The 23,273-nt window shown below is 56.7% G+C and carries 22 protein-coding genes; 8 read left to right on the forward strand and 14 right to left on the reverse strand.

The annotated features are described in order from the left end of the window. The first annotated feature begins 174 nt into the window (after window positions 1-174). Complete coding sequence (katE, locus tag H2Z33_RS21720; protein ID WP_032653274.1) at window positions 175-2,424, forward strand: catalase HPII; 2,250 nt, start codon at window positions 175-177, stop codon at window positions 2,422-2,424. 89 nt (window positions 2,425-2,513) lie between these two features. Here the strand turns inward: katE and chbG are convergent, their stop codons facing one another. The 7 genes from chbG to osmE all read right to left on the reverse strand — a co-directional run bounded on the left by chbG (window position 2,514) and on the right by osmE (window position 8,365). Continuing rightward, window positions 2,514-3,263 (reverse strand): chitin disaccharide deacetylase, encoded by a 750-nt coding sequence (gene chbG, locus H2Z33_RS21725; protein ID WP_063135066.1) that lies wholly within the window; start codon window positions 3,261-3,263, stop codon window positions 2,514-2,516. Window positions 3,264-3,274: 11 nt separating this feature from the next. Further along, complete coding sequence (locus tag H2Z33_RS21730) at window positions 3,275-4,630, reverse strand: 6-phospho-beta-glucosidase (RefSeq protein ID WP_063135065.1); 1,356 nt, start codon at window positions 4,628-4,630, stop codon at window positions 3,275-3,277. Between the two features lie 109 nt (window positions 4,631-4,739). After that, entirely contained in the window at window positions 4,740-5,558 is an 819-nt protein-coding gene (chbR, locus tag H2Z33_RS21735; protein WP_017384663.1) for a transcriptional regulator ChbR, read from the reverse strand. A 29-nt stretch (window positions 5,559-5,587) separates the two neighbouring features. Beyond that, window positions 5,588-5,935 (reverse strand): PTS N,N'-diacetylchitobiose transporter subunit IIA, encoded by a 348-nt coding sequence (chbA, locus tag H2Z33_RS21740; RefSeq protein ID WP_003857835.1) that lies wholly within the window; start codon window positions 5,933-5,935, stop codon window positions 5,588-5,590. 47 nt (window positions 5,936-5,982) lie between these two features. Continuing rightward, window positions 5,983-7,341 carry a PTS N,N'-diacetylchitobiose transporter subunit IIC gene (chbC, locus tag H2Z33_RS21745; RefSeq protein WP_017384664.1) on the reverse strand — a complete coding sequence of 453 codons (1,359 nt, stop codon included), beginning with the start codon at window positions 7,339-7,341 and terminating at the stop codon, window positions 5,983-5,985. An 80-nt stretch (window positions 7,342-7,421) separates the two neighbouring features. Continuing rightward, window positions 7,422-7,739, reverse strand: a complete 318-nt coding sequence (gene chbB, locus H2Z33_RS21750) for a PTS N,N'-diacetylchitobiose transporter subunit IIB (RefSeq protein WP_015570750.1) — start codon at window positions 7,737-7,739, stop codon at window positions 7,422-7,424. 281 nt (window positions 7,740-8,020) lie between these two features. Then, window positions 8,021-8,365, reverse strand: a complete 345-nt coding sequence (osmE, locus tag H2Z33_RS21755; protein ID WP_003857836.1) for an osmotically-inducible lipoprotein OsmE — start codon at window positions 8,363-8,365, stop codon at window positions 8,021-8,023. A gap of 231 nt (window positions 8,366-8,596) precedes the next feature. Here osmE and nadE point away from each other — a divergent pair, with 231 nt between their 5' ends. Together nadE and cho are read left to right on the forward strand one after the other, a co-directional pair. Further along, window positions 8,597-9,424: an ammonia-dependent NAD(+) synthetase gene (gene nadE / locus H2Z33_RS21760; RefSeq protein WP_003857837.1), complete on the forward strand. Its 828-nt coding sequence runs from the start codon at window positions 8,597-8,599 to the stop codon at window positions 9,422-9,424. 115 nt (window positions 9,425-9,539) lie between these two features. Then, the gene (gene cho / locus H2Z33_RS21765) at window positions 9,540-10,418 is read left to right on the forward strand and encodes an excinuclease Cho (protein WP_063136382.1); all 879 of its coding nucleotides are present in this window, start codon (window positions 9,540-9,542) and stop codon (window positions 10,416-10,418) included. Here the strand turns inward: cho and ves are convergent. The 7 genes from ves to H2Z33_RS21800 all read right to left on the reverse strand — a co-directional run bounded on the left by ves (window position 10,396) and on the right by H2Z33_RS21800 (window position 17,975). Continuing rightward, window positions 10,396-10,953, reverse strand: coding sequence for an environmental stress-induced protein Ves (gene ves, locus H2Z33_RS21770; RefSeq protein WP_017384666.1), 558 nt, complete (start codon window positions 10,951-10,953; stop codon window positions 10,396-10,398). The two genes, cho and ves, sit on opposite strands and share 23 nt — an antisense overlap. 167 nt (window positions 10,954-11,120) lie before the next feature. Then, complete coding sequence (spy, locus tag H2Z33_RS21775; RefSeq protein ID WP_015570753.1) at window positions 11,121-11,615, reverse strand: ATP-independent periplasmic protein-refolding chaperone Spy; 495 nt, start codon at window positions 11,613-11,615, stop codon at window positions 11,121-11,123. Window positions 11,616-11,952: 337 nt separating this feature from the next. Beyond that, window positions 11,953-12,918: a succinylglutamate desuccinylase gene (astE, locus tag H2Z33_RS21780; protein WP_063135064.1), complete on the reverse strand. Its 966-nt coding sequence runs from the start codon at window positions 12,916-12,918 to the stop codon at window positions 11,953-11,955. 9 nt (window positions 12,919-12,927) lie between these two features. After that, a complete protein-coding gene (gene astB / locus H2Z33_RS21785; RefSeq protein ID WP_032104259.1) occupies window positions 12,928-14,253 on the reverse strand; it encodes an N-succinylarginine dihydrolase in 1,326 nt (441 codons plus the stop codon). Beyond that, on the reverse strand, window positions 14,240-15,727 hold the full coding sequence (gene astD / locus H2Z33_RS21790; protein WP_063866930.1) for a succinylglutamate-semialdehyde dehydrogenase: 1,488 nt from the start codon (window positions 15,725-15,727) through the stop codon (window positions 14,240-14,242). The genes astB and astD overlap by 14 nt, the downstream gene beginning before the upstream one ends. Next, complete coding sequence (gene astA / locus H2Z33_RS21795) at window positions 15,724-16,758, reverse strand: arginine N-succinyltransferase (protein WP_058700341.1); 1,035 nt, start codon at window positions 16,756-16,758, stop codon at window positions 15,724-15,726. Before astA ends, astD begins: the two co-directional genes overlap by 4 nt. Next, window positions 16,755-17,975, reverse strand: a complete 1,221-nt coding sequence (locus H2Z33_RS21800) for an aspartate aminotransferase family protein (protein ID WP_032104258.1) — start codon at window positions 17,973-17,975, stop codon at window positions 16,755-16,757. Before H2Z33_RS21800 ends, astA begins: the two co-directional genes overlap by 4 nt. 433 nt (window positions 17,976-18,408) lie before the next feature. Between H2Z33_RS21800 and xthA the strand changes: the two genes are divergently transcribed. The 5 genes from xthA to H2Z33_RS21825 are packed head-to-tail and all read left to right on the forward strand — an operon-like array spanning window position 18,409 to window position 23,203. Then, window positions 18,409-19,215 carry an exodeoxyribonuclease III gene (xthA, locus tag H2Z33_RS21805; protein ID WP_015570756.1) on the forward strand — a complete coding sequence of 269 codons (807 nt, stop codon included), beginning with the start codon at window positions 18,409-18,411 and terminating at the stop codon, window positions 19,213-19,215. A 6-nt stretch (window positions 19,216-19,221) separates the two neighbouring features. Next, the gene (locus tag H2Z33_RS21810) at window positions 19,222-19,905 is read left to right on the forward strand and encodes a TVP38/TMEM64 family protein (protein ID WP_063135062.1); all 684 of its coding nucleotides are present in this window, start codon (window positions 19,222-19,224) and stop codon (window positions 19,903-19,905) included. Between the two features lie 6 nt (window positions 19,906-19,911). After that, a complete protein-coding gene (locus tag H2Z33_RS21815) occupies window positions 19,912-21,081 on the forward strand; it encodes an ABC transporter substrate-binding protein (RefSeq protein WP_074133791.1) in 1,170 nt (389 codons plus the stop codon). After that, on the forward strand, window positions 21,054-22,583 hold the full coding sequence (locus tag H2Z33_RS21820; RefSeq protein WP_063135061.1) for an ABC transporter permease subunit: 1,530 nt from the start codon (window positions 21,054-21,056) through the stop codon (window positions 22,581-22,583). The genes H2Z33_RS21815 and H2Z33_RS21820 overlap by 28 nt, the downstream gene beginning before the upstream one ends. Beyond that, a complete protein-coding gene (locus H2Z33_RS21825) occupies window positions 22,583-23,203 on the forward strand; it encodes an ATP-binding cassette domain-containing protein (protein ID WP_063135060.1) in 621 nt (206 codons plus the stop codon). The genes H2Z33_RS21820 and H2Z33_RS21825 overlap by 1 nt, the downstream gene beginning before the upstream one ends. The last annotated feature ends 70 nt before the right edge of the window (window positions 23,204-23,273 follow it).

The raw sequence follows: 23,273 nt of genomic DNA on the forward strand, positions 1-23,273 counted from the left end.
TAAAGCAGGAAATTTCTATCATAGCCGATTCTCCCCCCACCCGTCGCGCCTGACGTGAGGCAGATGGCTCCTTTCGCTAATCACTTATCTGAAAACGCTTAGTTCGCCTGCTAATTCATCACATTGTTCTATCCTTAATAGGGTTTTCAGGAACGAACAAAGGAGAATCGTGCAATGTCGAACAATGATAAACCACATCAAGCCCCTATTCATGGCACCGAAGAATCTCAACCGGGAATGGACTCACTCGCCCCTGCGGATGGCTCTCATAAACCGTCGCCGGGCCTGTCCGCGCCGGGCGAGCAACCTACTGCACCGGGAAGCGTGAAGTCGCCCGATGCGGATAACGAGAAGTTAAAATCTCTCGACCCGCACCGCAAAGGGGGTGAAGGCTATGCGCTGACCACCAATCAGGGCGTGCGTATCGCCGATGACCAGAACTCCCTGCGCGCCGGAACGCGCGGCCCGACGCTGCTGGAAGATTTCATCCTGCGGGAAAAAATCACCCATTTCGACCATGAGCGTATTCCTGAGCGTATCGTTCACGCTCGCGGCTCCGCGGCGCACGGCTATTTCCAGCCGTACAAGAGCCTGAAGGCGATCACGAAGGCGGATTTCCTATCCGATCCGAACAAAATCACACCGGTATTTGTGCGCTTCTCTACCGTACAGGGCGGCGCGGGTTCGGCCGATACGGTGCGTGATATCCGCGGCTTCGCCACCAAATTCTATACCGAAGAGGGCATTTTCGACCTCGTCGGGAATAACACCCCGGTTTTCTTCATTCAGGATGCGCATAAGTTCCCTGACTTTGTCCATGCGGTAAAACCAGAGCCACACTGGGCCATACCGCAGGGACAAAGTGCGCATGACACCTTCTGGGACTACGTCTCCCTGCAACCGGAAACCCTTCACAACGTGATGTGGGCGATGTCTGACCGGGGGATCCCACGCAGCTATCGCACCATGGAAGGGTTTGGTATTCATACCTTCCGTCTGATTAACGCTGAAGGTAAAGCGACGTTTGTGCGTTTCCACTGGAAACCGGTCGCGGGGAAAGCATCCCTGGTGTGGGATGAAGCACAGAAGCTGACCGGGCGCGATCCGGACTTCCACCGTCGCGAACTGTGGGAATCCATTGAAGCCGGTGATTTCCCGGAATACGAGCTGGGGTTACAGCTGATCCCGGAAGAGGACGAGTTCAAATTCGACTTCGACCTGCTCGACCCGACCAAGCTTATTCCTGAGGAGCTGGTGCCGGTTCAGCTAGTGGGCAAAATGGTGCTTAACCGCAACCCGGATAACTTCTTCGCGGAGAATGAGCAGGCTGCGTTCCACCCGGGCCATATTGTGCCGGGGCTGGATTTCACCAACGATCCGCTGCTACAGGGCCGGCTGTTCTCTTACACCGATACGCAGATCAGCCGTCTCGGTGGACCGAACTTCCACGAAATTCCTATCAACCGTCCGACCTGCCCGTACCATAACTTCCAGCGTGACGGGATGCATCGCCAGGATATCGATACCAACCCGGCGAACTACGAGCCAAACTCCATTAACGATAACTGGCCGCGTGAAACCCCGCCGGGGCCAAAACGTGGCGGATTTGAGTCGTATCAGGAGCGCGTGGACGGAACAAAAATTCGCGAGCGCAGCCCGTCATTCGGCGAATATTACGCTCAGCCTCGCCTGTTCTGGAACAGCCAGACCCCGATTGAACAGCAGCACATTATCGGCGGTTTCAGCTTTGAGCTGAGCAAAGTGGTGCGTACCTACATTCGCGAGCGCGTGGTCGACCATCTGGCGCATATTGATATCCAGCTTGCTCAGGGCGTGGCGAATAATCTCGGCATCACGCTGACTGACGAGCAATGCCATGCCGCACCGCCAAAAGACGTGAACGGGCTGAAGAAGGATCCGTCCCTGAGCCTGTACGCGGTACCTGGCGGGTCAATTAAAGGCCGCGTAGTGGCTATCCTGCTGAATGATAAACCGCGCGCCAGCGACGTGCTGGGGATCATGAAGGCGCTCAAAACCCAGGGCGTACATGCCAAACTGCTTTACTCCCGCATGGGTGAAGTGACAGCCGACGATGGCTCTGTCCTGCCAATTGCCGCGACCTTCGCCGGGGCACCGTCGCTGACGGTTGACGCGGTGATTATGCCGTGCGGCGACGTTGAGAGCCTGCTCGGTAACGGTGATGCCGCCTATTATCTGCTGGAAGCCTATAAGCACCTGAAGCCAATCGCCCTGGCAGGCGATGCGCGGAAGTTTAAATCTCTGCTGAAGGTACCGGATCAAGGGGAAGAAGGCATTGTCGAAGGTGATAACATTGACGATGCGTTTATGACCCGGTTGTTTGACCTGCTTGCCGCGCACCGTGTGTGGTCGCGCAGCAGCAAGACCGACCAGATACCGGCGTAAAAAAAAGCCGGGTGGCGCTGCGCTTACCCGGCCTACATTTCGATTGCTTTTGTAGGCCCGGTAAGGCGAAGCCGCCACCGGGCTTTATCTCAAAGATCCATGAACGTCCCCAGACGATACCCACGCTCGGCAATCGCGTACTTCAACGACGCCGACGTCAGCACATCCAGTTCCGCCAGACGCGGCCAGCAGTAGGCGCTCTTACGTACGATGTTATCGACAAACGCCGGGTGCGCCATTACCTCAAGCGAGCGCTCCCCTTTCGCGGCGGACTCATCCAGCACCTTCAGGAACAGCGCTTCGTCGATCTCGTCGCCATAAAATGCGCTGCTGAACGCCTCCGTTGACGTCACCGCGACGTCCGGCAGCCCGCGCACCTCACGATCCATGCGCATCGCCACGCCTCTACGTTGCGCAAACTCTGCCACAAGCGGGAAAATCGCCGGGATCATATGCACATGATGATGGCTGTCAATATGGGTAGGCTCGCGGCCAAACACATCCACAAAGCGGTTAAACTGGCAATCCAGCTCGCGGGCAATCTCATCGAGCGGCAGAGCGTCCTGCTCCGCCATTTCCCAAATCCATTTCCCCAGCTGGCCGTCGCGCGTCAGGCCCGGCATTGGCGAAAGGGGCAACCCAAGCGTCAGCACAAAGTGCATGCCCACGCCCAGCTCGGGCAGCTCACGGCTTAACTGCGCCGCATGTTCCACTGCCTCACCGTTGATGAGCGCTGTTGTAGAGGTCACGACGCCCCGGCGACAGGCTTCAATAATGCCGTAGTTCTGCCCTTTTGACAGACCAAAATCATCGGCATTGACGATCAGCAGGTTTTCCATCGCGCCTCCTCTTAACGGTGTGTGAGTTTCAGTTTCTCAACCGTTGCAGCAAAGTTTGGCAGCCATTTTTCATGCGCCAGGATCATCTCACCCGCGAGTTTTTCAGCGTCACGGTCAGAATGCACCAGCGGGCTGAGGTTCAGCGCCAGCAGCACGTCATTCAGCTCGCCGCTCAGGGCCGCATTGCTCGCCGCCACTTCAAAGCCTTTGATGGTGTGAATCAGGCCCATCACCTTATCGTCGAAGTGGTTAATGCGGGGATGCGGTTTTGCACCCTCGCGCCCAAGGATGCAGGTCATCTCAACGGCCCAGTCTGCCGGGATATTATCGATGTGCCCGTGATGGGGAACATTTACATAGTGCTCGGCCTGCTTGTCATTGTAAATGGCGTTAATCACTTCACACGCGGCATCCGAATAGTATGCCCCGCCGCGCTGCTCCAGCTCTTTCGGTTTGACGTTCAGGTTCGGATCTTTATACAAATCAAAAAGCTGCTTCTCTACTTTCTGTACAACCTGAGCGCGTGCGCCACCTTTGTAGTATTCGCCCATTTCAATGGCCAGCATCTCTTTCTGCTTGAAGTAGTAGAGCAGATACGAGCACGGCAGCAGATTCAGGGAGCGGATCAGCCCTTCGCTGAACGGCAGATCGAAAATGTTTTTCACCGAGGCCGCGGTCAGGCGACCAGAGGCGACGCCGTCGAGCAGTTCCGCAAAGCGCGATTGCCCGTTCACTATCACATCTTTGATAAAGACCATGTGATTCAGGCCGAACAGATCAATGGAGAGATCATCGTTATCGGTCAGTTCCAGTACATCGCGGATGAACATCTTCATGCCAATCGGAATATTGCAGACGCCGATAAAGCGTTTGAAACCGGTGTGGCGATAGACTGCCTCGGTGACCATCCCGGCCGGGTTGGTAAAGTTGATCACCCAGGCGTTCGGGCAGATCTCCTCCACGTCTTTAATGATGTCAAAAATGACCGGAATAGTACGCAGGCCTTTAAACAGGCCACCTGCCCCGTTGGTTTCCTGGCCCAGATAACCGTGGCTCAGCGGAATGCGCTCGTCCAGCTCACGCGCCTTCAGCTGGCCGACGCGCAGCTGCGTGGTCACGAAGTCAGCATCTTTCAGTGCCAGGCGGCGATCCAGCGTTTTATGCATGGTTAAGGGCACGCCCGCTTTTTCAACCATGCGTTTGCACAGTTCAAAAATAATATTCAGCTTCTCCTGACCTTCTTCAACATCCACCAGCCATAATTCGCTGACCGGTAATTCATGATACCGTTTCAGGAAACCTTCAAGTAATTCCGGGGTATAGCTGCTGCCGCCACCAATGGTTACGACTTTTAATTTCTGTTGCATAATATCTCCCTTAGCGTATCAGGTTAATCGCCTGCAAGGTATAGCGTACTCTTCCCGCTATTTGGGCAAGCCATTACGTCACTGTTCCTGGCGGATAAACCGCCGAAAGTTAATTAATTACCGTTAAATTTTTGCGGTAACTGTTCGGTGTGAATGAAGTCAATTTTTTAAAGGTTTTAATAAACAGGCTGGGGCTGCTGTAACCCGATTCGTAAGCGATATCGGTGACAGAGTAGTTAGTAATTTCCAGCTGTTTTTTGGCAAAGTTAATGCGGATTTCATTAATGATTTGTACAGGCGTTTTACGGTAATAACGCTGCGTGGCGCGCGTCAAATATTCCTGCGATTTACCCGACAGCGCCACCATATTCTCCAGGGCGTTATCGCTGAACTGTCCTTTATCGTGCATCAGCTCCACGGTACTGCGCAGCCACTGAGGAATATCATCCACCACCTGCTGTTCTTCACGGTGATGGCGGAGGCGATTCATGACGTAGAACGTCACGGTTTCAATAAATTCATCAAATTCATTGTCGCGGAAATTCAGCGATGCGATAACCGTTTCAATCCAGGTCATAAACTCATTTTTAACGCGATACACCTGTGACGCCACAAAGCAGAACGGCACCAGCGGCAGATAGTGCTTCTCGAAGAAACGCCTGCTCACCCCTACGTTCAGAATGCGCGTCGCACCAAACTCATAAAAGCTCTGGTGATAAGATCCCATTGGCAGGAAGACGAAATCGCCACGCTCAAGCAGGACGCGCTTACCGTTGATCTCCTGATAGTAGCGGCCGGTCAGAACAATCGTGAACTCGTAGTAGTCATGCTGGTGCAGACCGCTGGCGCTCTCCGTTTTGTTGTAAATCACCACGTGAAAATTTTTGCCATTAAACAGCTGTTGCTCATGTGCGGTTTTGATTTCCATCGTGCTGACCTCCTGCTACTTCAACTGACTTATTGCATCTTCTCGTGAAGCTCGATGAGCTCCGCGACCAGCTCGCGTGCCAGCATGGAGGTCATCAGATGATCCTGCGCATGTACCAGCACCAGACTCACTTTCATCTTCCCTTCGCCCTGGTCGCTTTCGATGAGCTTCGTCTGCACCAGATGCGCTTCGTTTAACGCTGTACGGGACTGCTCCATCATGGTTTTCGCGGCAACGAAGTCGCCCTGCTTAGCCTGCTTAAGCGCCGCATACGCCAGGCTGCGTGCCTGCCCGGAGTTGATGATGAGGCCCATCACCACCTCTTCCAGATCATTCTCTGCGGTTTCTTCGGCAACGATACTCTCTAAATCTAACATCTTTAAGCTCCTTTCCGCTGGCGCGGGTTGCCCCGCGCCGTGCAATTTTAGAATTTCAGTGCGAGGGCGATATCCTCTTCGCTCTCTTCTTCATCGATAACCGTTGCGGCCTTGTTCGCAATCGCCACGAACGGCATGTAGAGCAGGGTTGCAATCCCGAGGTTGAATATCGCCAGCAGGAAGGCCGCCACGCTACCGTTGGTGTTGAAGAACGCGCCCAGACCAGCCGGCATCGTCCACGGCGCAATGTTGGTCACCGGCGGGATAATGCCCAGGTAGTACGCCGTCAGCGTAATCGCGGCCAGCAGCGGCTGAACCAGGATGAAGGGAATGAACATCACCGGGTTCATGATAATTGGCAGACCAAACAGGATCGGCTCGTTAATCTGGAAGATGCCTGATGGCAGGGCCAGCTTCGCAACCTGACGATGGTCGGCGCGGCGAGAGACAATAAAGACCGCGATGATCAGACCCAACGTCGCCCCGGTACCGCCCAGGAAGATATAGGAGTCAAGCATCGGCTTCGCCCACACATGGAAGGTTTTACCGGCCGCCAGCGCCGCATCGACGGAGCCGTACTGCTGGTAAAGCGCGACGTTTTCCAGTGCCCACGGGGTCATAATACCGCTGTCCAGCGCCGCCAGTGCCAGTGAACCATGCACGCCGAAGAACCACAGCAGGGAGGTAAAGATGACATACGCCCAACCGACTACGCTACCCATCGACGCCAGCGGCGTTGAGATAGAGTCCATAATGATCTGGTGGAAGTTTGTGCCCCAGTGAGAGAGCGCCCAGGCAATAATCCCCATGATGGAGAGAATAATGAAGCCCGGAATCAACGCGGAAAAGGAACGAGAAACGGAGGCCGGAACGCTATCCGGCAAGCGGATAACCCAGTTACGGCGAATAATGAAGGTGAACATTTCGGCCACCACCAGCCCGATAATAATACCGGAAATGATGTTTGCCCCACCCAGCCAGTTGGCGCCAACGGCGTAAGCGTCACCCACGCTGTACGGTGTGACGGTCATGAACGCGGCAATGGACAGTAAGCCTGCCGCAAGCGGATCCACTTTACGCTCTTCCGCCAGCGCCATTCCGATAAAGAAAGGCGCCATTAGCGACATAATACCCAACGTACCATTGTATACGTTGCCGCCAATGGCTTTTAAACCATTAAGGGTTTCAATAGTTGAAGCATCTAACCTAATTCCTAATGAATAAAAAAAGGAACCTTCTCCAAAGCTCAGAAAAACGTTGTTAATTAAAACGAACATTGCCCCGGCTAATGTCAACGGCATTAATTTAATAAAGCCGTTCTTAATGGCATTAACGTGAGGCTGCTTTCCTATTTTAACAGCAAAAGGAAGGAGTACCTTTTCAAGTGAAGCGATGACTTTACTCATAGGAAAATACCCTTAAATGCCGCAACGACCGTTACGGCGTATTGTGTGTGAAATAACTCTTTGACGGGAAAAATAAAAAATTAATTAGCAGCTTTTTTAATCGCCGCAACGGCAGCTTTTAATACACCTAAACCATCAATCTTGCCGTATAAAACGGAATCGATCACTTCGACCGGCTTATTGGGTAGCAGACGCTGAATTTCTGGCAGCATATAAGCGATTTGCGGCCCGAGTAAAATAACGTCTGCTGTCTGGCCCTTCTCGCCCGCCAGCGTTTCCGGAAACGCCTCAATCACCACAGGGACTTCATATTTTTCGGCCTGCGCGCGCATTTTGGAAACCAGCAGCGAAGTGGACATGCCCGCAGAGCAAAACAGATAGATATGTTTCTTTTCCATGATAACTTCCCTCTTGTTTGGCTACCCGCCGTCTCGCTATCACTCGACTCGCTATCCTGGCTGACGGGCAGTGTGCTGAACATTGTTTGTCGTTGAAGTGAGTATACGCAATGGTACAGGGAGGGGATAATTCTGGATAGACTGAAATTGTCTCTCATTGACCTGGCTTGTTGACTACCTTCACATTTCAGGCAAATAATTCGCGCCAAGAAATAAGATTCACGTATGCATGAAAAAACCGGCCTTCCGGCCGGTTTGTTAACGCTCTCAGGCAAGCAGGCTTACTGTGCCTTAGGTGCCTGTGGGTCGGTGTCGTATTCGGCACAGGTCTGGTAACCAGAATTGATCACGTGACCCGTATCATCCAGGGCGACAAAATAGGTCTCTGCCTTACCATCACGTTGACCCAGAATATAGGTCTGGCAGGTACCACGCGCGTGGATCATAGTGACTTCTGAAGAAGGTTTACCGGCAATGGCTGCAACCTGGGAACGCGTCATGCCTTTTTTGACGTCTTTTACCACTGGCTGTGTGAACTGATCTTTAGTGCGATCGTAAGCTGTACACCCTGCCAGCATAGTCAGTACCGCCGCTGCGCTTAAAATTCCTGCTACGTTCTTGTTCATATTCCGTCCTCTTGTTTATCAGCGTGTTAACTAAGCATGGGATAAAAATTACTATTGTTCAACTTTGCGAGTTACGCCAGACGAATTTCGGAAAATTCTAATAAAACAACGGTAAGCTGCTAAATCGCTGTAAAACAGTACACTCAAAACTGTGATCCTTGTCGTTTCCCCGACAAAGGGTTAGTTTTAACAGATCACACTTTCTGTTTGGTTCTGCATAGGGAGGGCGTAATGGCTCTGCAACAAGAAATTATTCAGGCGCTGGGCGCGAAACCTGCGATTGATGCCAATGAAGAGATCCGTCGTAGCGTTGATTTTTTGAAAGCTTACCTGTCTGCACACCCTTTCCTGAAGACGCTGGTGCTGGGCATCAGCGGCGGTCAGGATTCCACTCTGGCCGGTAAGCTGAGCCAGATGGCCATCTCCGAGCTGCGTGACGAGACCGGTGACACCGCGCTGCAATTTATTGCCGTACGTCTGCCGTATGGCGTGCAGGCCGACGAGCAGGACTGTCAGGATGCGATTGCGTTTATTCAGCCGGACCGTGTTCTTACCGTAAACATCAAAGGTTCGGTACTGGCCAGCGAGCAGGCCCTGCGTGAAGCCGGTATTGAACTGAGCGATTTTGTCCGCGGCAACGAGAAAGCCCGTGAGCGCATGAAAGCGCAGTACAGTATCGCAGGGATGACCAAAGGGGTCGTCGTCGGCACTGACCACGCCGCGGAAGCCATCACCGGCTTCTTCACCAAATACGGCGATGGCGGCACGGATATCAACCCCCTCTTCCGCCTGAACAAGCGTCAGGGTAAGCAACTGCTGGCGGCGTTGGGCTGCCCGGAGCACCTGTATAAGAAGGCGCCAACGGCGGACCTGGAGGACGATCGCCCTTCCCTGCCGGATGAAGCGGCGCTGGGCGTTACGTATGACAACATCGATGATTATCTGGAAGGCAAAACGCTCGACGAAGGTACCGCTAAAATTATCGAAGGCTGGTATCTGAAAACCGAGCATAAGCGCCGTCCGCCCATTACGGTGTTTGATGATTTCTGGAAAAAGTAAAAGCAAAATGGTAACTCCGCTTTGCAGGCCGGGTAAGGCGTAGCCGCCACCCGGCTCTTTTTTAACCACCAAACACCTGCTACACTGTATGCCTGAACAGTATATGGAGCAGTATGTGAGCAGGCGTCAATCCGCCCCGCGTCTTGAGTTCGAAGCGGCGGCTATCTACGAATATCCCGAGCATCTTCGCCCCTGGCTTGAGGCACTGCCTAAACAGCCTGGCGTCTATTTCTTCCACGGCGACAGCGACACCATGCCGCTCTATATCGGCAAAAGCGTGAATATCCGCAGCCGGGTGATGTCGCACCTGCGTACGCCGGATGAAGCATCGATGCTCAGGCAGTCCCGGCGGATCACCTGGATCGAGACGGCAGGCGAACTGGGCGCGCTTCTGCTCGAAGCCCGGCTCATCAAGGAACAGCAGCCGCTGTTTAACAAACGCCTGCGCCGCAACCGCCAGCTGTGTTCCTTGCAGATTAACGCAGGAAAACCGCAGGTCGTTTATGCCCGGGAAGTGGATTTTTCGCATGAACCCAATCTCTACGGTCTGTTTGCCAACAAACGTGCCGCACTGCAAACCCTGCAATCCCTGGCTGATGAATTACAGCTTTGTTACGGCCTGTTAGGACTGGAAGCCACCACCCGTGGTCGCGCCTGTTTCCGCTCAGCGCTGAAACGCTGCGCCGGGGCGTGCTGTGGAAAAGAGAGCGTTGAAGAACATCATGCCCGGTTTATGGCTGGCCTGGCCTCTATCAGCGTTAACTGCTGGCCGTGGGAAGGCGCGGTGGCGCTGAAAGAAACCCGCGATGGGATGACGCACTATCACATCATCCGCAACTGGCTCTGGCTTGGCGCCGTTGAAAATCTGGATGACGCTACCGCTCTGCTGCGCACCCCTGCCGGTTTCGATCAGGATGGTTACAAAATTCTCTGCAAGCCACTGTTAACCGGAAAATATGAGATCATCGTCCTCAATGACCCGGCAGCCAGGTAATTTCACTGAACAGCAGCGACCCCTTCGTTTCCAGTAAACGGAGGGTATGACTGCCCGCTTCCCAGCTGGCGCCCTGATCGGCGGTCAGTAATTTGTCGCCCAGTTGCCAGGCGCCGCTTAATACGAACGCCACCCCACCGCGTGATGCGAAGGTAGTGAACGTCCGGGTAGCAACGCGCACCTTTGCCTGGCAGCAATCCCGTCGGGTCATGATGTTGAAGTCCATCGACATCTGCCCCTCTGTGAGCACGGCTTTCACCGCCAGATCGCCCGCAAATCGGTAAGGCTGATGATGCTTCAGGGTATGACAAAACGCCCTGCCTGCATCCAGGGTCACCTCGCCGCCCTCCAGCAGCGTAATCACCCGGTCAACGCCCGGGAACGCGGAAAATTCGCCGTTACTGGCGATGGAGGCAATACTGGCCCGCCAGAAAAAATCCCGCGTCGCGGGAGGAAAACAGCAAATCTCACGCGTCTCACCCGCACCATTACGCCAGAGACTGACCGGCATTTTACGGATATCAAAGAATTCCATGACCACTCCTGAAGGACGCACCGTGCGCCAGGGCATTTTCACAGACGTATTATCGGCAGCAGTCAGGCCAGACCTTAGGCATGGGATAAAAGAAAAACCGCCGGTCCTGTCCACAGCGTTTTCGCTTTTGTAGACAGGAGCCCGGCGGTCTTAAGAGAGTGAACCGATTATTCGGTTGGTGCAGGCATTTTACCTTCCGGCGCTGCACGTTCTGTCAGACGCTTCTCAAAATTGGCATTAAATTGCTTTTTCTGTTCCGGCGTCAGAATGTTGTAAATCTTGTTCTGAGTTTCCATGTGGGCCAGCATGCGCGCTTTATGCTGCTCGGCCATTTTGTCGATCTGCGCTTCCGCTTTTGCTTTATCGAAGCTGTCGCTGGCAATGATGTCATGCATTGCGCGGCGCTCTTCCAGCGGAGGACGTTTCATCTGGTCACGCTGGCTTTTCATGATGTCGCGGATCTGCTGCTTCTGCGCATCGGTGAGGTTCAGATCTTTAAACATCATCATCTCATGGTGCATACCCGGCTTGCCTTTATGATGCATCATCATTTTGCCTTCCGTCGGCGCGGCGGTAGTGGTCGCGGTATCGGCGGCGAACGCCATGCTGGTAGCGCCCAGAGCCAGGGTAGAGGCAACAAACAGTGCAGTTAATTTACGCATAATGTCTTTCCTTACTTTCAGTTATTCTTCGGCGCTATGCCGTGTTGACGAGATTAACTTTACGGGGTTTATCGTCAATTAGTCAGAGCAACGGTAAAACAATGAAAGTGTAAAAAACAACTTTTCGCCAATTGTGGAGAAATTAAGGAAAAAGCGTGGAGAGATGAAACAAAAATATTCAACAGGATGATTTTAAAGAGATTATGGAGAAGTATAGCGAAGTGCCGTTTAATAATAAAGCAATTCTCCAGGAATATTCCGCAAACAATACCAGAGCGCTTTTAACGCTAAGAAATTTATTCTTCATTTCCCCTCCGGTCTGCGCGAGGGGAGATGATCAGGGCATTTTTTCCAGCATCAGGCCAGCTCGCAAACCAAACGCGACCGACGGATTAGGAAATAAAACATATTCCGTGGATTTCTGTACCTCATAGCGCGTCTCACCATCTTCCGCCAGCAGGACGCCCTGGCGAAACGGCGTAAAGTTCAGCGTATGGGGCGCCATATGTAGCTGGAAAGCCTGGCTTTGACGCGTGATCTGCTGCACGACCCGATAGCGCACAACGGGTTCTCGGGAGGGTTCCGGCGCAACCCCGGCGAGCAACGCCCGAAGCGCCTGATGCGTAGGGGCAAAACGCGTCAGGTCGTTTTGCCCGAACGGCAGCGCTTTTCCCAGCTCCAGGGTGCAGGATAACGCGCCAACATTCTCGCAGGTGAAGTGGGTAAACGTGCCGCCTGGCGTCTGGTGGAAAACCAGCGCCTCCAGCCCCGCGTCGCCAAGCCAGGTCAGAAACGCCTCATCCCACGGCTGATGACGCTGCGGTAACACGCCAAAACGCACGTGGTACGAGGCGCGAATGGCCGTATGCAGATCGAGGTGCCAGCGTGTTTCCCCCGCCCCGGCAAAAAACGTCGTGACCACCTTCTCCAGCCATTGCGCGCGTGTCGTCTCAACACTCTGTGGAAACTGCGCCCAGCGACCACCAAACATGCGGTTGATGTCGCTCACGAGATACCGTTTATTTTGCGCCAGCGCAGGCGGATTTCCCAGCACCACCAGCAGACGGCAGTGCAGCGTGATCTCTGCGCGAAACAGCGCGCGCAGCAAAAGATCGACAATCTCCACGGGCGCGGTTTCGTTTCCGTGAATGCCGGTCGAAAGCAGCAGCGACAGGTCATATTCCCCCGTCGGCGTCAGTTCAAGCACGCCCGGCCCCAGCCATCGCCAGTGGAACGAGGGGCCTTCCCCCTCTTGCCGCTCCGGTGTCTCTTCGGCCAGCGTCAGCGCCAGTAAGTTTTCCATATCATCTCCTTAGCGCTGGAACGGATAAACCGATCCCAGTTGCAGGATGGTCGATAATGCATCCAGTGCCTCGCGGCCTTCGCGCAGCAGCTGCGGATCAACCAGATCGGCCTGAACCAGACGGTCGCGATAATAGCGGTCCACCCAGTCATTGAGGGTATTGAACAGCGTGTCGTTCATCATCACCGCCGGATTCACGGCCTGCATCTCCTCCGGCGTTAACACCACGCGCAGTCGCAGGCACGCCGGTCCCCCGCCGTTGGCCATACTTTCCCGCAGATCAAACACGCGCAGTTCATCAATCGGGTTATCCGCCTGCACCAGTTCGCTCAGATAGCGCCAGACGCCCTGATGGTTGCGGGACTCCTGCGGCAGCACCAGCATCATGCTGCCATCATCCCGGCTTAGCAGCTGGCTGTTGAACAGATACGTTTCGACCGCATCCTGCACGCTTACCGCCTGCGTGGGCACCTGAATCGGCATAAATCCCGGCACGCGTTCGCGCAGCGTGGCCAGCAACTTTTCCTGATGGGCAAACGCCTGCTCGTGGCAGAACAGCACCTGACGGTTGGAAACGGCAATGACGTCGTTATGAAACACGCCCTGGTCGATCACCTGCGGATTTTGCTGGGCAAAAATCACCTGAGAAGGATTAACCTGGTTCAGCCGCGCAACCGCCTGGCTTGCGGCTAAAGTTTGTCTCGCCGGATAACGAACCGGCGCGGCGTGGCCGCCCTCTTCCCGTCCATAGATAAACAGCTGCAAACCCGGCTCGCCATAGTCGCCGCCCAGACGGTTGTGGTTTGCCGCCCCTTCATCGCCAAACATCGCGACCTGCGGCAGCGCCGAATGTACCTCGAAATGCGCTTCATGATTAAAAATGGCGCGCAGCACGCGCCCGGTGGTCTCCGCTTCGCTGGCGCGGTGGAATTTGTTGTTCAGGTTAGCAACGGTCAGATGCACTTTGCCGTCCAGCGTATCCGCCGACGGCGCAACGGTGGCGGCATTCGCCACCCACATCGAGGAGGCTGAACTGGCCGCCGAAAGCAGGTGTGGCGTCTGCGTGCCTGCTTTTTCCACCACCTGTTCATCCGTACCGCTGAACCCCAGCTGGCGCAGCACGTCCACGTTTGGTCGCTCCTGAGGCGGGATCACCGCCTGCGGGAAACCGGCATCGGACAGCGCCTTCATTTTCAACAGACCCTGCTTCGCCGCCAGCTTCGGGTTCGAGACCTGGAAACGGTGCTTCGTCGAGGCTTCATTACCGAACGACAGCCCGGCATAGTGGTGCGTCAGCCCCACGAGGCCGTCAAAGTTAACCTCACGCGCTTTCATGGGCGTCACCCTCTGTAAAATCCAGCCCCGGATTCAGCGTCTCCGGCAGCGTCAGCGCCGGGGTTTCCAGGCTTGCCATCGGCCACGCGCAGTAATCGGCGGCATACCAGGCGCTGGCGCGATGGTTGCCCGACGCCCCTACGCCACCAAACGGCGCGGTGCTCGCCGCACCGGTCAGCGGTTTGTTCCAGTTCACGATCCCGGCGCGCGCTTCCAGCAGCAGCTGTTCGAATTTCTCGCGATGCGGCGATATCAGGCCGCTCGACAGGCCGTAGCGGGTGTTGTTGGCCATCTCGATCGCCGACTCAAAATCGTCATAGCGCCAGACGCACAGCAGCGGGCCAAAGACCTCTTCATCCGGCACGTTGCTCGTCGCACTCATCTCAATAATCCCCGGCGTCAGCAGCGACGTGCCCGGCTGAACCAGCTTCGGCTCCAGCAGGGTTTTCGCCCCGCGCGCCACGTGCTCCTGCCACGCTTTCAGCACGTTCAGCGCCGTCTGCGCGGAGATCAGCCCGCCGATAAACGGCTGCGGCTCGGCATCCCATTTCGCGGGAACCAGACGCGCGCTCACCTCCACCAGACGCTTCAGGAACGCATCCCCCTGCGCGCCGCGTTTAACCAGCAGGCGGCGGGCACAGGTACAGCGCTGTCCGGCGGTAATGAACGCCGACTGAATGGTCAGATGGACCGCGGCATCGATATCATCCGGATCTTCCACAATCAGCGGGTTGTTGCCGCCCATCTCCAGCGCCAGAATTTTTTCCGGCTGCCCCGCCAGCTGACGATGCAGCTGATAGCCCGTTCCGGCACTGCCGGTGAACAGCAGACCGTCAATGTCGCTCAGCGCACTCAGCGCCTGACCTGTTTCACGCCCGCCCTGCACCAGATTCACCACCCCCGGCGGCAGCCCCGCCTGCTCCCAGAGTTTTATGACTGCTTCTCCGGTTAAGGGGGTTAACTCACTCGGCTTGAAGATGACGGTATTCCCCGCCAGCAGCGCAGGCACAATGTGCCCGTTCGGCAGATGTCCGGGGAAGTTATAAGGGCCAAACACCGCCAGCACCCCGTGCGGACGGTGGCGCAGCGTGGCGGCGCCGTCTGGCATCTCGGTATGCTGCTCGCCGGTGCGGGTATGGTACGCCTTCACCGATATCGCAATTTTGTTGATCATCGCCGTGACTTCGGTTGTTGCCTCCCAGCGCGGCTTGCTGGTTTCGCAGGCAATGATGCGGGTCAGCTCGGCTTTATTGGCCTCCAGCAGCGCAGCAAATTTCTCAACCAGCGCCTGGCGCTCGGAGAATGGCCGTTTCGCCCATGCCGGAAACGCGCGGCGTGCAGCCTGGCAGGCCTGCTCAACCTGCCCGGCGCTGGCGTCGTTCCCCGACCAGAGCACCTCCTGGCCGACCGGGTTAGTTTTTGTCCGCGCGTCACCTTCGCCCGTTACCCAGTCACCGTTAATCCATAGAGTCATGCTGTTTTCTCCTCAGGGCAGAGCCGCACCAGGCGAACCGTGTCGCCAGCGTTACATTTCAGGGCATCCAGTTGCGCAGCCGTCAGTACCAGACGCTCGCATGTTGGGTTGGTTCGCACCAGCATGGCGCGGAAGTTGGTGTAATTCTCGTTCGAGACCATGCAGGCTGGCCACTCGCCCGGCGCGGGCTGGCCTTCTGAAACCTCAACCAGGCGGCTTTTACGGATGGCGCGAACGCGGTCAATGTCGCATTCCAGCGTCGGGCCGCCGTCGAAGATGTCGACGTAGTTACGGTAGCGAAATCCCTCTTTCTCCAGCACTGCGCGGGCCGGGGCGGTTTGCGGGTGAACTTCGCCGATCACCGCCTGCGCTTCAGGGGTTAAGAAATGGGTATAAATAGGATGCTTCGGCATCAGCTCGGCGATAAACGCCTTCTGACCGGTACCGCACAGGTAATCCGCCCGGCTAAATTCCATGGAGAAGAAGCGTTCGCCCAGACTCTCCCAGAACGGCGAGTAGCCCGTCTCATCAATCACGCCGCGCATCTCCGCGACCACTTTTTCGTTGAAGCGGTCGCGAAAGGCGGCCATAAACATAAAGCGCGATTTGGAGAGCAGATAACCGTTGCCCTCTTTGCGCCAGTCCGGATCGAGAAACAGGGTGCAGAGTTCGCTGGCGCCGGTATGGTCATTACAGAGGAAGAGCGTCGGCAGCGCGTTGTAAACGTTCAGCTCTTTCGAGGCGTGGACCATCGTGCCGACCCGGTAGTTGTACCACGGATCGTTAAGCCCGACGGCCACCTCGATGGCGCAAATCCCCGCCACGGTTCCCGTGTCGGTATCTTCCAGCACGAACACATAGCCCTGTTCGCTTTTTGGCAACGTCCCCTGCCAGGTTTGCAGGGCGCGCTCAATGCGCGCCGACAGCGTTTTTTCATCGGCAGGCAGCGAGGTTAGCCCGCCCCCTGTCTTACCGGCAAGCTGCATAAGCCCGGCGAGATCGCCGTGCGCAACGGGACGGATGACCATCATGATGACACCCCGGACTTCACCTGTTCGCAGGCCAGCGCAAAACGATCTAACCCGGTTCTGACCTCTTCCTCGCTGACGATCAGCGCAGGGGCAAACCGCACCACGTTAGCACCGGCAATCAGCACCATTACGCCCTGCTTTGCCGCTTCCTGTGAAATCAGCTTCGCTTTGCCGGCAAACTCAGGGGCAAGCTCACAGCCTATTAACAGCCCCAGACCGCGGATCTCTTTGAACAAGCCGGTCTGGTTATTGATGGCAGTAAGGCGCTCAACAAACCACTGGTGACGCTGCTTCACGCCGTTCAGCACCTCAGGGGTATTGATGATATCCAGCACCTGTCCGGCGACAGCGGTTGCCAGCGGGTTGCCGCCGTATGTGGTGCCATGGGTGCCCACGGTCATCACGCTGGCGAATTTATCGGTGGTCAGCATCGCCCCCACCGGGAAACCGCCGCCGAGCGCTTTGGCTGTTGAGAGCACATCCGGGGTCACGCCATAGTGCATGTAGGCGTACAGCTCACCCGTGCGGCCCACGCCGGTCTGGACTTCGTCAAAAATCAGAACCGCGTTATGCCGATCGCACAGCTCGCGCAGCCCTTGCAGGAACGCTTTCTGGGCGGGCATGACGCCGCCTTCCCCCTGCATGGGCTCGACAATCACCGCACAGGTGGTGTCGTCAATCAGCTCGCTGGCAGAGTGTAAATCGTTATACGCCGCATGACGGATATCCGGCGGCAGCGGCGCAAAATCCTGAGAATATGAGGGCTGACCACCCGCACTGACGGTAAACAGCGTGCGGCCATGGAAGGCATTTTTAAAGGCTACGATGCCGCTCTTGTGCGCGCCGAATTTATCGTGCGCATATTTTCGCGCCAGCTTCAGCGCCGCTTCGTTCGCTTCCGCGCCGGAGTTACAGAAAAAGACTTTTTCTGCGAAAGTGGCGTCGATCAGCTTCTTCGCCAGACGCAATGCCGGTTCGTTGGTATAACCATTGCCGGTATGCCAGAATTTCGCCGCCTGGTCATTCAGCGCCTGCCGCAGCGCCGGGTTTGCATGCCCCAGCGCATTCACCGCAATCCCACCCGCAAAGTCGATATACTCTTTGCCCTGCTGATCCCACAGGCGAGAGCCTTCCCCACGTACCGGAATAAAAGCCGCCGGAGCGTATACCGGCATCATCCATTCATCGAAATTTTCACGCGTAACTGACAGAGACATAGCGACCTCACCCGGTAAATAAAAGGTTGTTTAAATGTTAAATAATTGAGTGTTTGCACTGTGAATGTAGATTGCAGCCTTCGTGCCAGCCAGCGATAAAAATGCATAAACGGGTTGGGGTAACAGAATATCAATAAGTTACAATATGGAGTTATTCACTTTTAATGCATAAATAGTGAATATTTTTACGACAAGCGGCGCTTTGCCGCATGAAAACAAGAAAGAGTATGCAGAGGCCAAATATAATTCTGGAATTGTGATCGCTCGCGAAATTTATCGGTCCTTTATGCCCTGTTCGAGGGCAAAACGCGCCGAAATGGTGCAAATATTGCACCGTCGGCATTATCTGTCGCAGTAATTGGGCGAAGCGGATAACAGACGACGTAAATTCTGCTACCATCCTTGCACTATTCACCTTGCATTGGCAGCGACTATGAAATTTGTCTCTTTTAATATCAACGGCCTGCGTGCCCGCCCTCACCAGCTTGAAGCGATTGTTGAGCAACATCAGCCAGATGTGATCGGCTTGCAGGAGACAAAAGTTCACGACGATATGTTCCCGCTCGAAGAGGTAGCGAAGCTGGGCTATAACGTTTTTTACCACGGTCAGAAAGGCCACTACGGCGTTGCACTGCTGACCAAAGATACGCCGGTGTCGGTGCGTCGTGGCTTCCCGGGTGACGATGAAGAGGCGCAACGCCGCATCATCATGGCGGAAATTCCTTCCGCGCTCGGCAATGTGACCGTCATCAACGGCTATTTCCCGCAGGGTGAAAGCCGCGATCATGAAACCAAATTCCCGGCCAAAGCGAAGTTTTATCAGGATCTGCAAAACTACCTGACAACCGAACTCAAAAAAGAAAACCCGGTGCTGATCATGGGCGACATGAATATCAGCCCGACGGATCTGGATATCGGTATTGGCGAAGAGAACCGTAAGCGCTGGCTGCGCACCGGCAAATGCTCTTTCCTGCCGGAGGAGCGCGAGTGGATGGAGCGCCTGCTGGGTTGGGGGCTGGTGGATACTTTCCGCACGGCTAACCCGGCGACGCAGGATCGCTTCTCGTGGTTTGACTATCGCTCTAAAGGCTTCGATGACAACCGGGGCCTGCGTATTGATCTGCTGCTGGCGAGCGCCCCCCTGGCCGAACGCTGCATCGAAACCGGTATCGACTATGACATCCGTAGTATGGAAAAGCCGTCCGACCATGCGCCGGTATGGGCAACGTTCAAGCTGTAAACTTCAGTGAATATTAAAAAAATCAGTCTCCTGTGCGCCCTTTTGGGCGCATTTGTTTTGACCGTTGTTTTGCTTCCTCCAGGCATGCTCTCCCTCGACACGCTAAAAATGCACCAGCAAACGTTGCTCGATCGTGTGGAGCAGGCGCCTCTTCAGAGCGCGCTGATCTATTTTGCGGTTTACGTTCTGCTCTCCGCGCTGTCGATCCCCGGAGCCGCGCTTCTGACGCTGCTCGGCGGGGCGCTTTTCAGCCTGTGGGAGGCGACGCTGTTGGTGTCATTTGCCTCGACGCTCGGCGCCACGCTTGCCATGCTCGTCAGCCGTTATCTGCTGCGCGACTGGGTGCAGCGGCGCTTTGCCGCACAGATGAGCACGATAGATGCGGGGATGGATCGCGATGGCGCGCGCTACCTTTTTGCCCTGCGCCTGATGCCGTTGTTCCCGTTCTTTCTGGTTAATTTGCTGATGGGGCTAACCCGTCTCAAGGTGCGTCACTACTGGTGGGTCGGCCAGCTTGCAATGCTACCTGCCACCGTCATTTATCTGAACGCCGGACGCGAGCTGGGGAAACTCACCGCGCTGCGCGATATTCTGTCGCCGGGACTGCTGTTCGCCTTTACACTATTAGGGTTATTACCGCTGGTCACTCGCTGGCTGTTTTCCCGTTACATCCCTTCGATTAAAAAGTGAGGCATTATGCGCCGGGTGCGTTTTTGCGCGTTTCTGACGAGTCTGCTGCTGGCAACCTCTGCCTTCACCGCAGAGAGCTGGCAATCCATTCAGCAACAGGCCACCGGGCAGACCGTCTGGTTTAACGCCTGGGGCGGTGACGAGGCCGTTAACCGCTACCTCGACTGGGTAAGCGGCGAGATGAAAACGCACTACGCCATCAACCTGAAGATCGTTCATCTGGCCGATGCCGCCGACGCGGTGAAGCGGATCCAGACGGAACATGCCGCAGGACGCAGCAGTAACGGGTCGGTGGATCTGCTCTGGGTAAACGGGGAAAACTTCCGCAACCTGAAAGCGGCAAACCTGCTGCTCACCGGCTGGGCGCAAACCCTGCCCAACTGGCGCTACGTCGATACCCGTAAACCGGTAACGGAAGATTTTGCCATCCCGACCGATGGGGCAGAATCCCCGTGGGGCGGCGCGCAATTAACCTTTATCGCCCGTAAAGCGAGTACGCCGACACCACCGGCAGATCCCCACGCGCTGCTGGTATACGCCCGACAGCACCCTGGCAAGGTGAGCTATCCGCGACCGCCGGATTTTACCGGCACGGCGTTTCTTGAGCAGCTACTGCTGGCGCTGACCGCCCATCCGGAGGCGTTAAAAAACGCGCCAGACAGAACCTTTGCGCAGGTCACCGCGCCGCTGTGGGATTACCTTGATACGCTGCACCCCCTGCTGTGGCGCGAAGGGAACGATTTTCCTCCGTCGCCTGCGCGCATGGATACGCTGCTGGCCAGCGGCAGCCTGAACCTGTCGCTCACCTTTAACCCCGCCCATGCGATGCAAAAGGTGGCGAGCGGTGAACTGCCTGCCGACAGCTACAGTTTCGGCTTTCTCAAAGGCATGATCGGCAACGTCCATTTTGTCGCTATCCCGGCAAACGCCAGCGCGAGCGCAGGCGCGAAGGTGGTGGCGAATTTCCTGCTGTCACCGCAGGCGCAGATCCGCAAAGCTAATCCTGCCGTCTGGGGTGACCCGAGCGTGCTGGATGGCGAAAAACTGCCTGCGAAAGCGGCAAAACAGCTTCGCGCCTTTACCCCCTCAGGCACGCCTGATGTACTTCCCGAACCTCACGCCGCCTGGGTTAACGCCCTGGAGCAGGAATGGCTTCGCCGCTACGGAACCCGCTAAGCGAGCTGGTCTGGGCGGCAATGGCGGTCATCTATCTGCCACTGCTTCCCGCCAGCGGCATGCTGCTGGCCCCGGCGTTTTCTCCCGACAACTGGGCGACGCTGTTTGCCGACCCGCAGCTGCCGCAGGCGCTGGCCGCCACGCTGGTTTCCACGCTTATCGCGACGCTGGGCTCACTGTTTATCGCCCTGACCCTGCTTGCGCTTCTCTGGCCGGGTGAAGGCTGGCAGCGCCTGAGCACCCGTCTGCCGTGGCTGTTAGCCGTGCCGCACGTCGCCTTCGCCACCAGCGCGCTGCTGCTGTTTGCGGAAGGGGGGCAGTTTTACCGGATCTGTACGGTCTGTTCGCCGCAGCTTGACCGCTACGGTATCGGGCTTGGCCTGACGCTTGCGGTCAAAGAGAGCGCGTTCGTTCTGTGGGCAATCTACGCCGCGCTGCCTGAAAAGCGCCTCGCACAGCAGAAAATTGTCCTGCATACCTTCGGCTACGGACGAATGCAGGCGCTCAACTGGCTCGTCCTCCCGGCAATCGCCCCCGCGCTGGGCGCAGTCATGCTGGCGGTGCTGGCCTGGTCGCTTTTCGTGGTGGATGTGGCGATCGTGCTCGGGCCAGGCAACCCGCCTACGCTGGCGGTACTGGCCTGGCAGTGGCTCGCCCAGGGCGATGCACAACAGCAAACAAAGGGAACGCTGCTGTGTCTGGTGTTGCTCCTGCTGCTGGCGGCGCTTGCCGCGGTGGGATACGGCTTCTGGACGGCATGGCGGCGCGCCCAGCGTGCCCCCTCCGGAATTCGTCACGCTTCGCATACTGCGCTGCCCGCACGGACGCTGGGCGGGTTACTGCCGCTGTGCGGCGTCCTCTGTGCGCTGGTTCTGCTGATGCTGGCACGCCGGGACGACATCGGCCCCGTCAGCGACAGCCTTTCACTGGGACTGCTGTCCAGCCTGACAGCGCTGGCCATCCTCATGCTCTGGCTTGAGTGGGGACCCCAGCGCGGCGCGGTGTGGGTCTGGCTGCCGCTCGCCCTCCCGGCGCTGCCCCTCGTGTCCGGGCAATATGCCGTGGCGCTGTGGCTGGGCATCGACGGCCAGTACGCTGCGGTGCTCTGGAGCCATATGCTCTGGGTTCTCCCGTGGATGCTCCTGGTGCTGCAACCGGCCTGGCGCAGGCTCGATCCCCGGCTTATCCTCACCGCCAGAACGCTGGGCTGGCGACAGGCGAAAATTTTCTGGTTGGTGAAATGCCCCCTGATGATTCGTCCGGCCCTGCTGGCCTTTGCCACCGGCTTTTCCGTGAGCATGGCCCAGTACATGCCGACCCTCTGGCTGGGAGCGGGACGTTTCACCACCCTGACGACGGAGGCGGTCGCCCTCAGCAGCGGCGGCAGCATTCCGATCCTCGCCAGCCGGGCGCTGGGTCTGTTGCTGTTGACCAGCAGCGTATTTGCCCTTGCCGCGCTGCTCTCCCGGCTCGTGGGCCGTCACAGACAAGGATTACGTTAATGCTGAACGTGACAAATCTCACCATTGCGCCACTCTTCCGTGAGGTCAACTTCCGCGTCCCGGCGGGGGAGATTGTCACGCTGATGGGGCCCTCCGGGAGCGGGAAATCGACCCTTTTCGCCTGGATGGTGGGGGCGTTATCCGCTGATTTTAAGGCGCACGGCGAGCTATGGCTGAACGATCGCCGCTGCGATATGCTCCCCGTGGAAACGCGCGGGATCGGCATTCTGTTTCAGGATGCCCTGCTGTTTGACGCCTTCAGCGTGGGGCAAAACCTGATGCTGGCGCTGCCGGCGCACATCGTCGGGCGCGCCCGCCGCAACGCGGTAGAACAGGCCCTGGACACTGCCGGGCTGGCAAACCACTACGCCAGCGATCCGGCGACCCTTTCCGGCGGCGAGCGCGCCCGGGTCAGCCTGTTGCGCGCCCTTCTCGCCCAGCCGCAGGCATTGCTGCTCGACGAGCCGTTCAGTCGACTGGATAAAACGCTGCGCGCCTCATTCCGGGCGTGGGTATTCGAGGTTACTCGCCAGCGCAGGATCCCGGTGGTGCTGGTCACGCATGATGAGGACGATATTCCGCCCGGCGGCGAGGTGATTGAGATTTCTCGCTGGCAATAATGTGCTAACGCAATGTTTTTGGCTTCAGGAGAGACGACAATGCCCCCCTCTTTTAATGACGTCAGGTTTT

Origin of the sequence: Enterobacter sp. YSU (assembly GCF_016082135.1) — a bacterium.
Lineage (GTDB): Bacteria > Pseudomonadota > Gammaproteobacteria > Enterobacterales > Enterobacteriaceae > Enterobacter > Enterobacter hormaechei_C.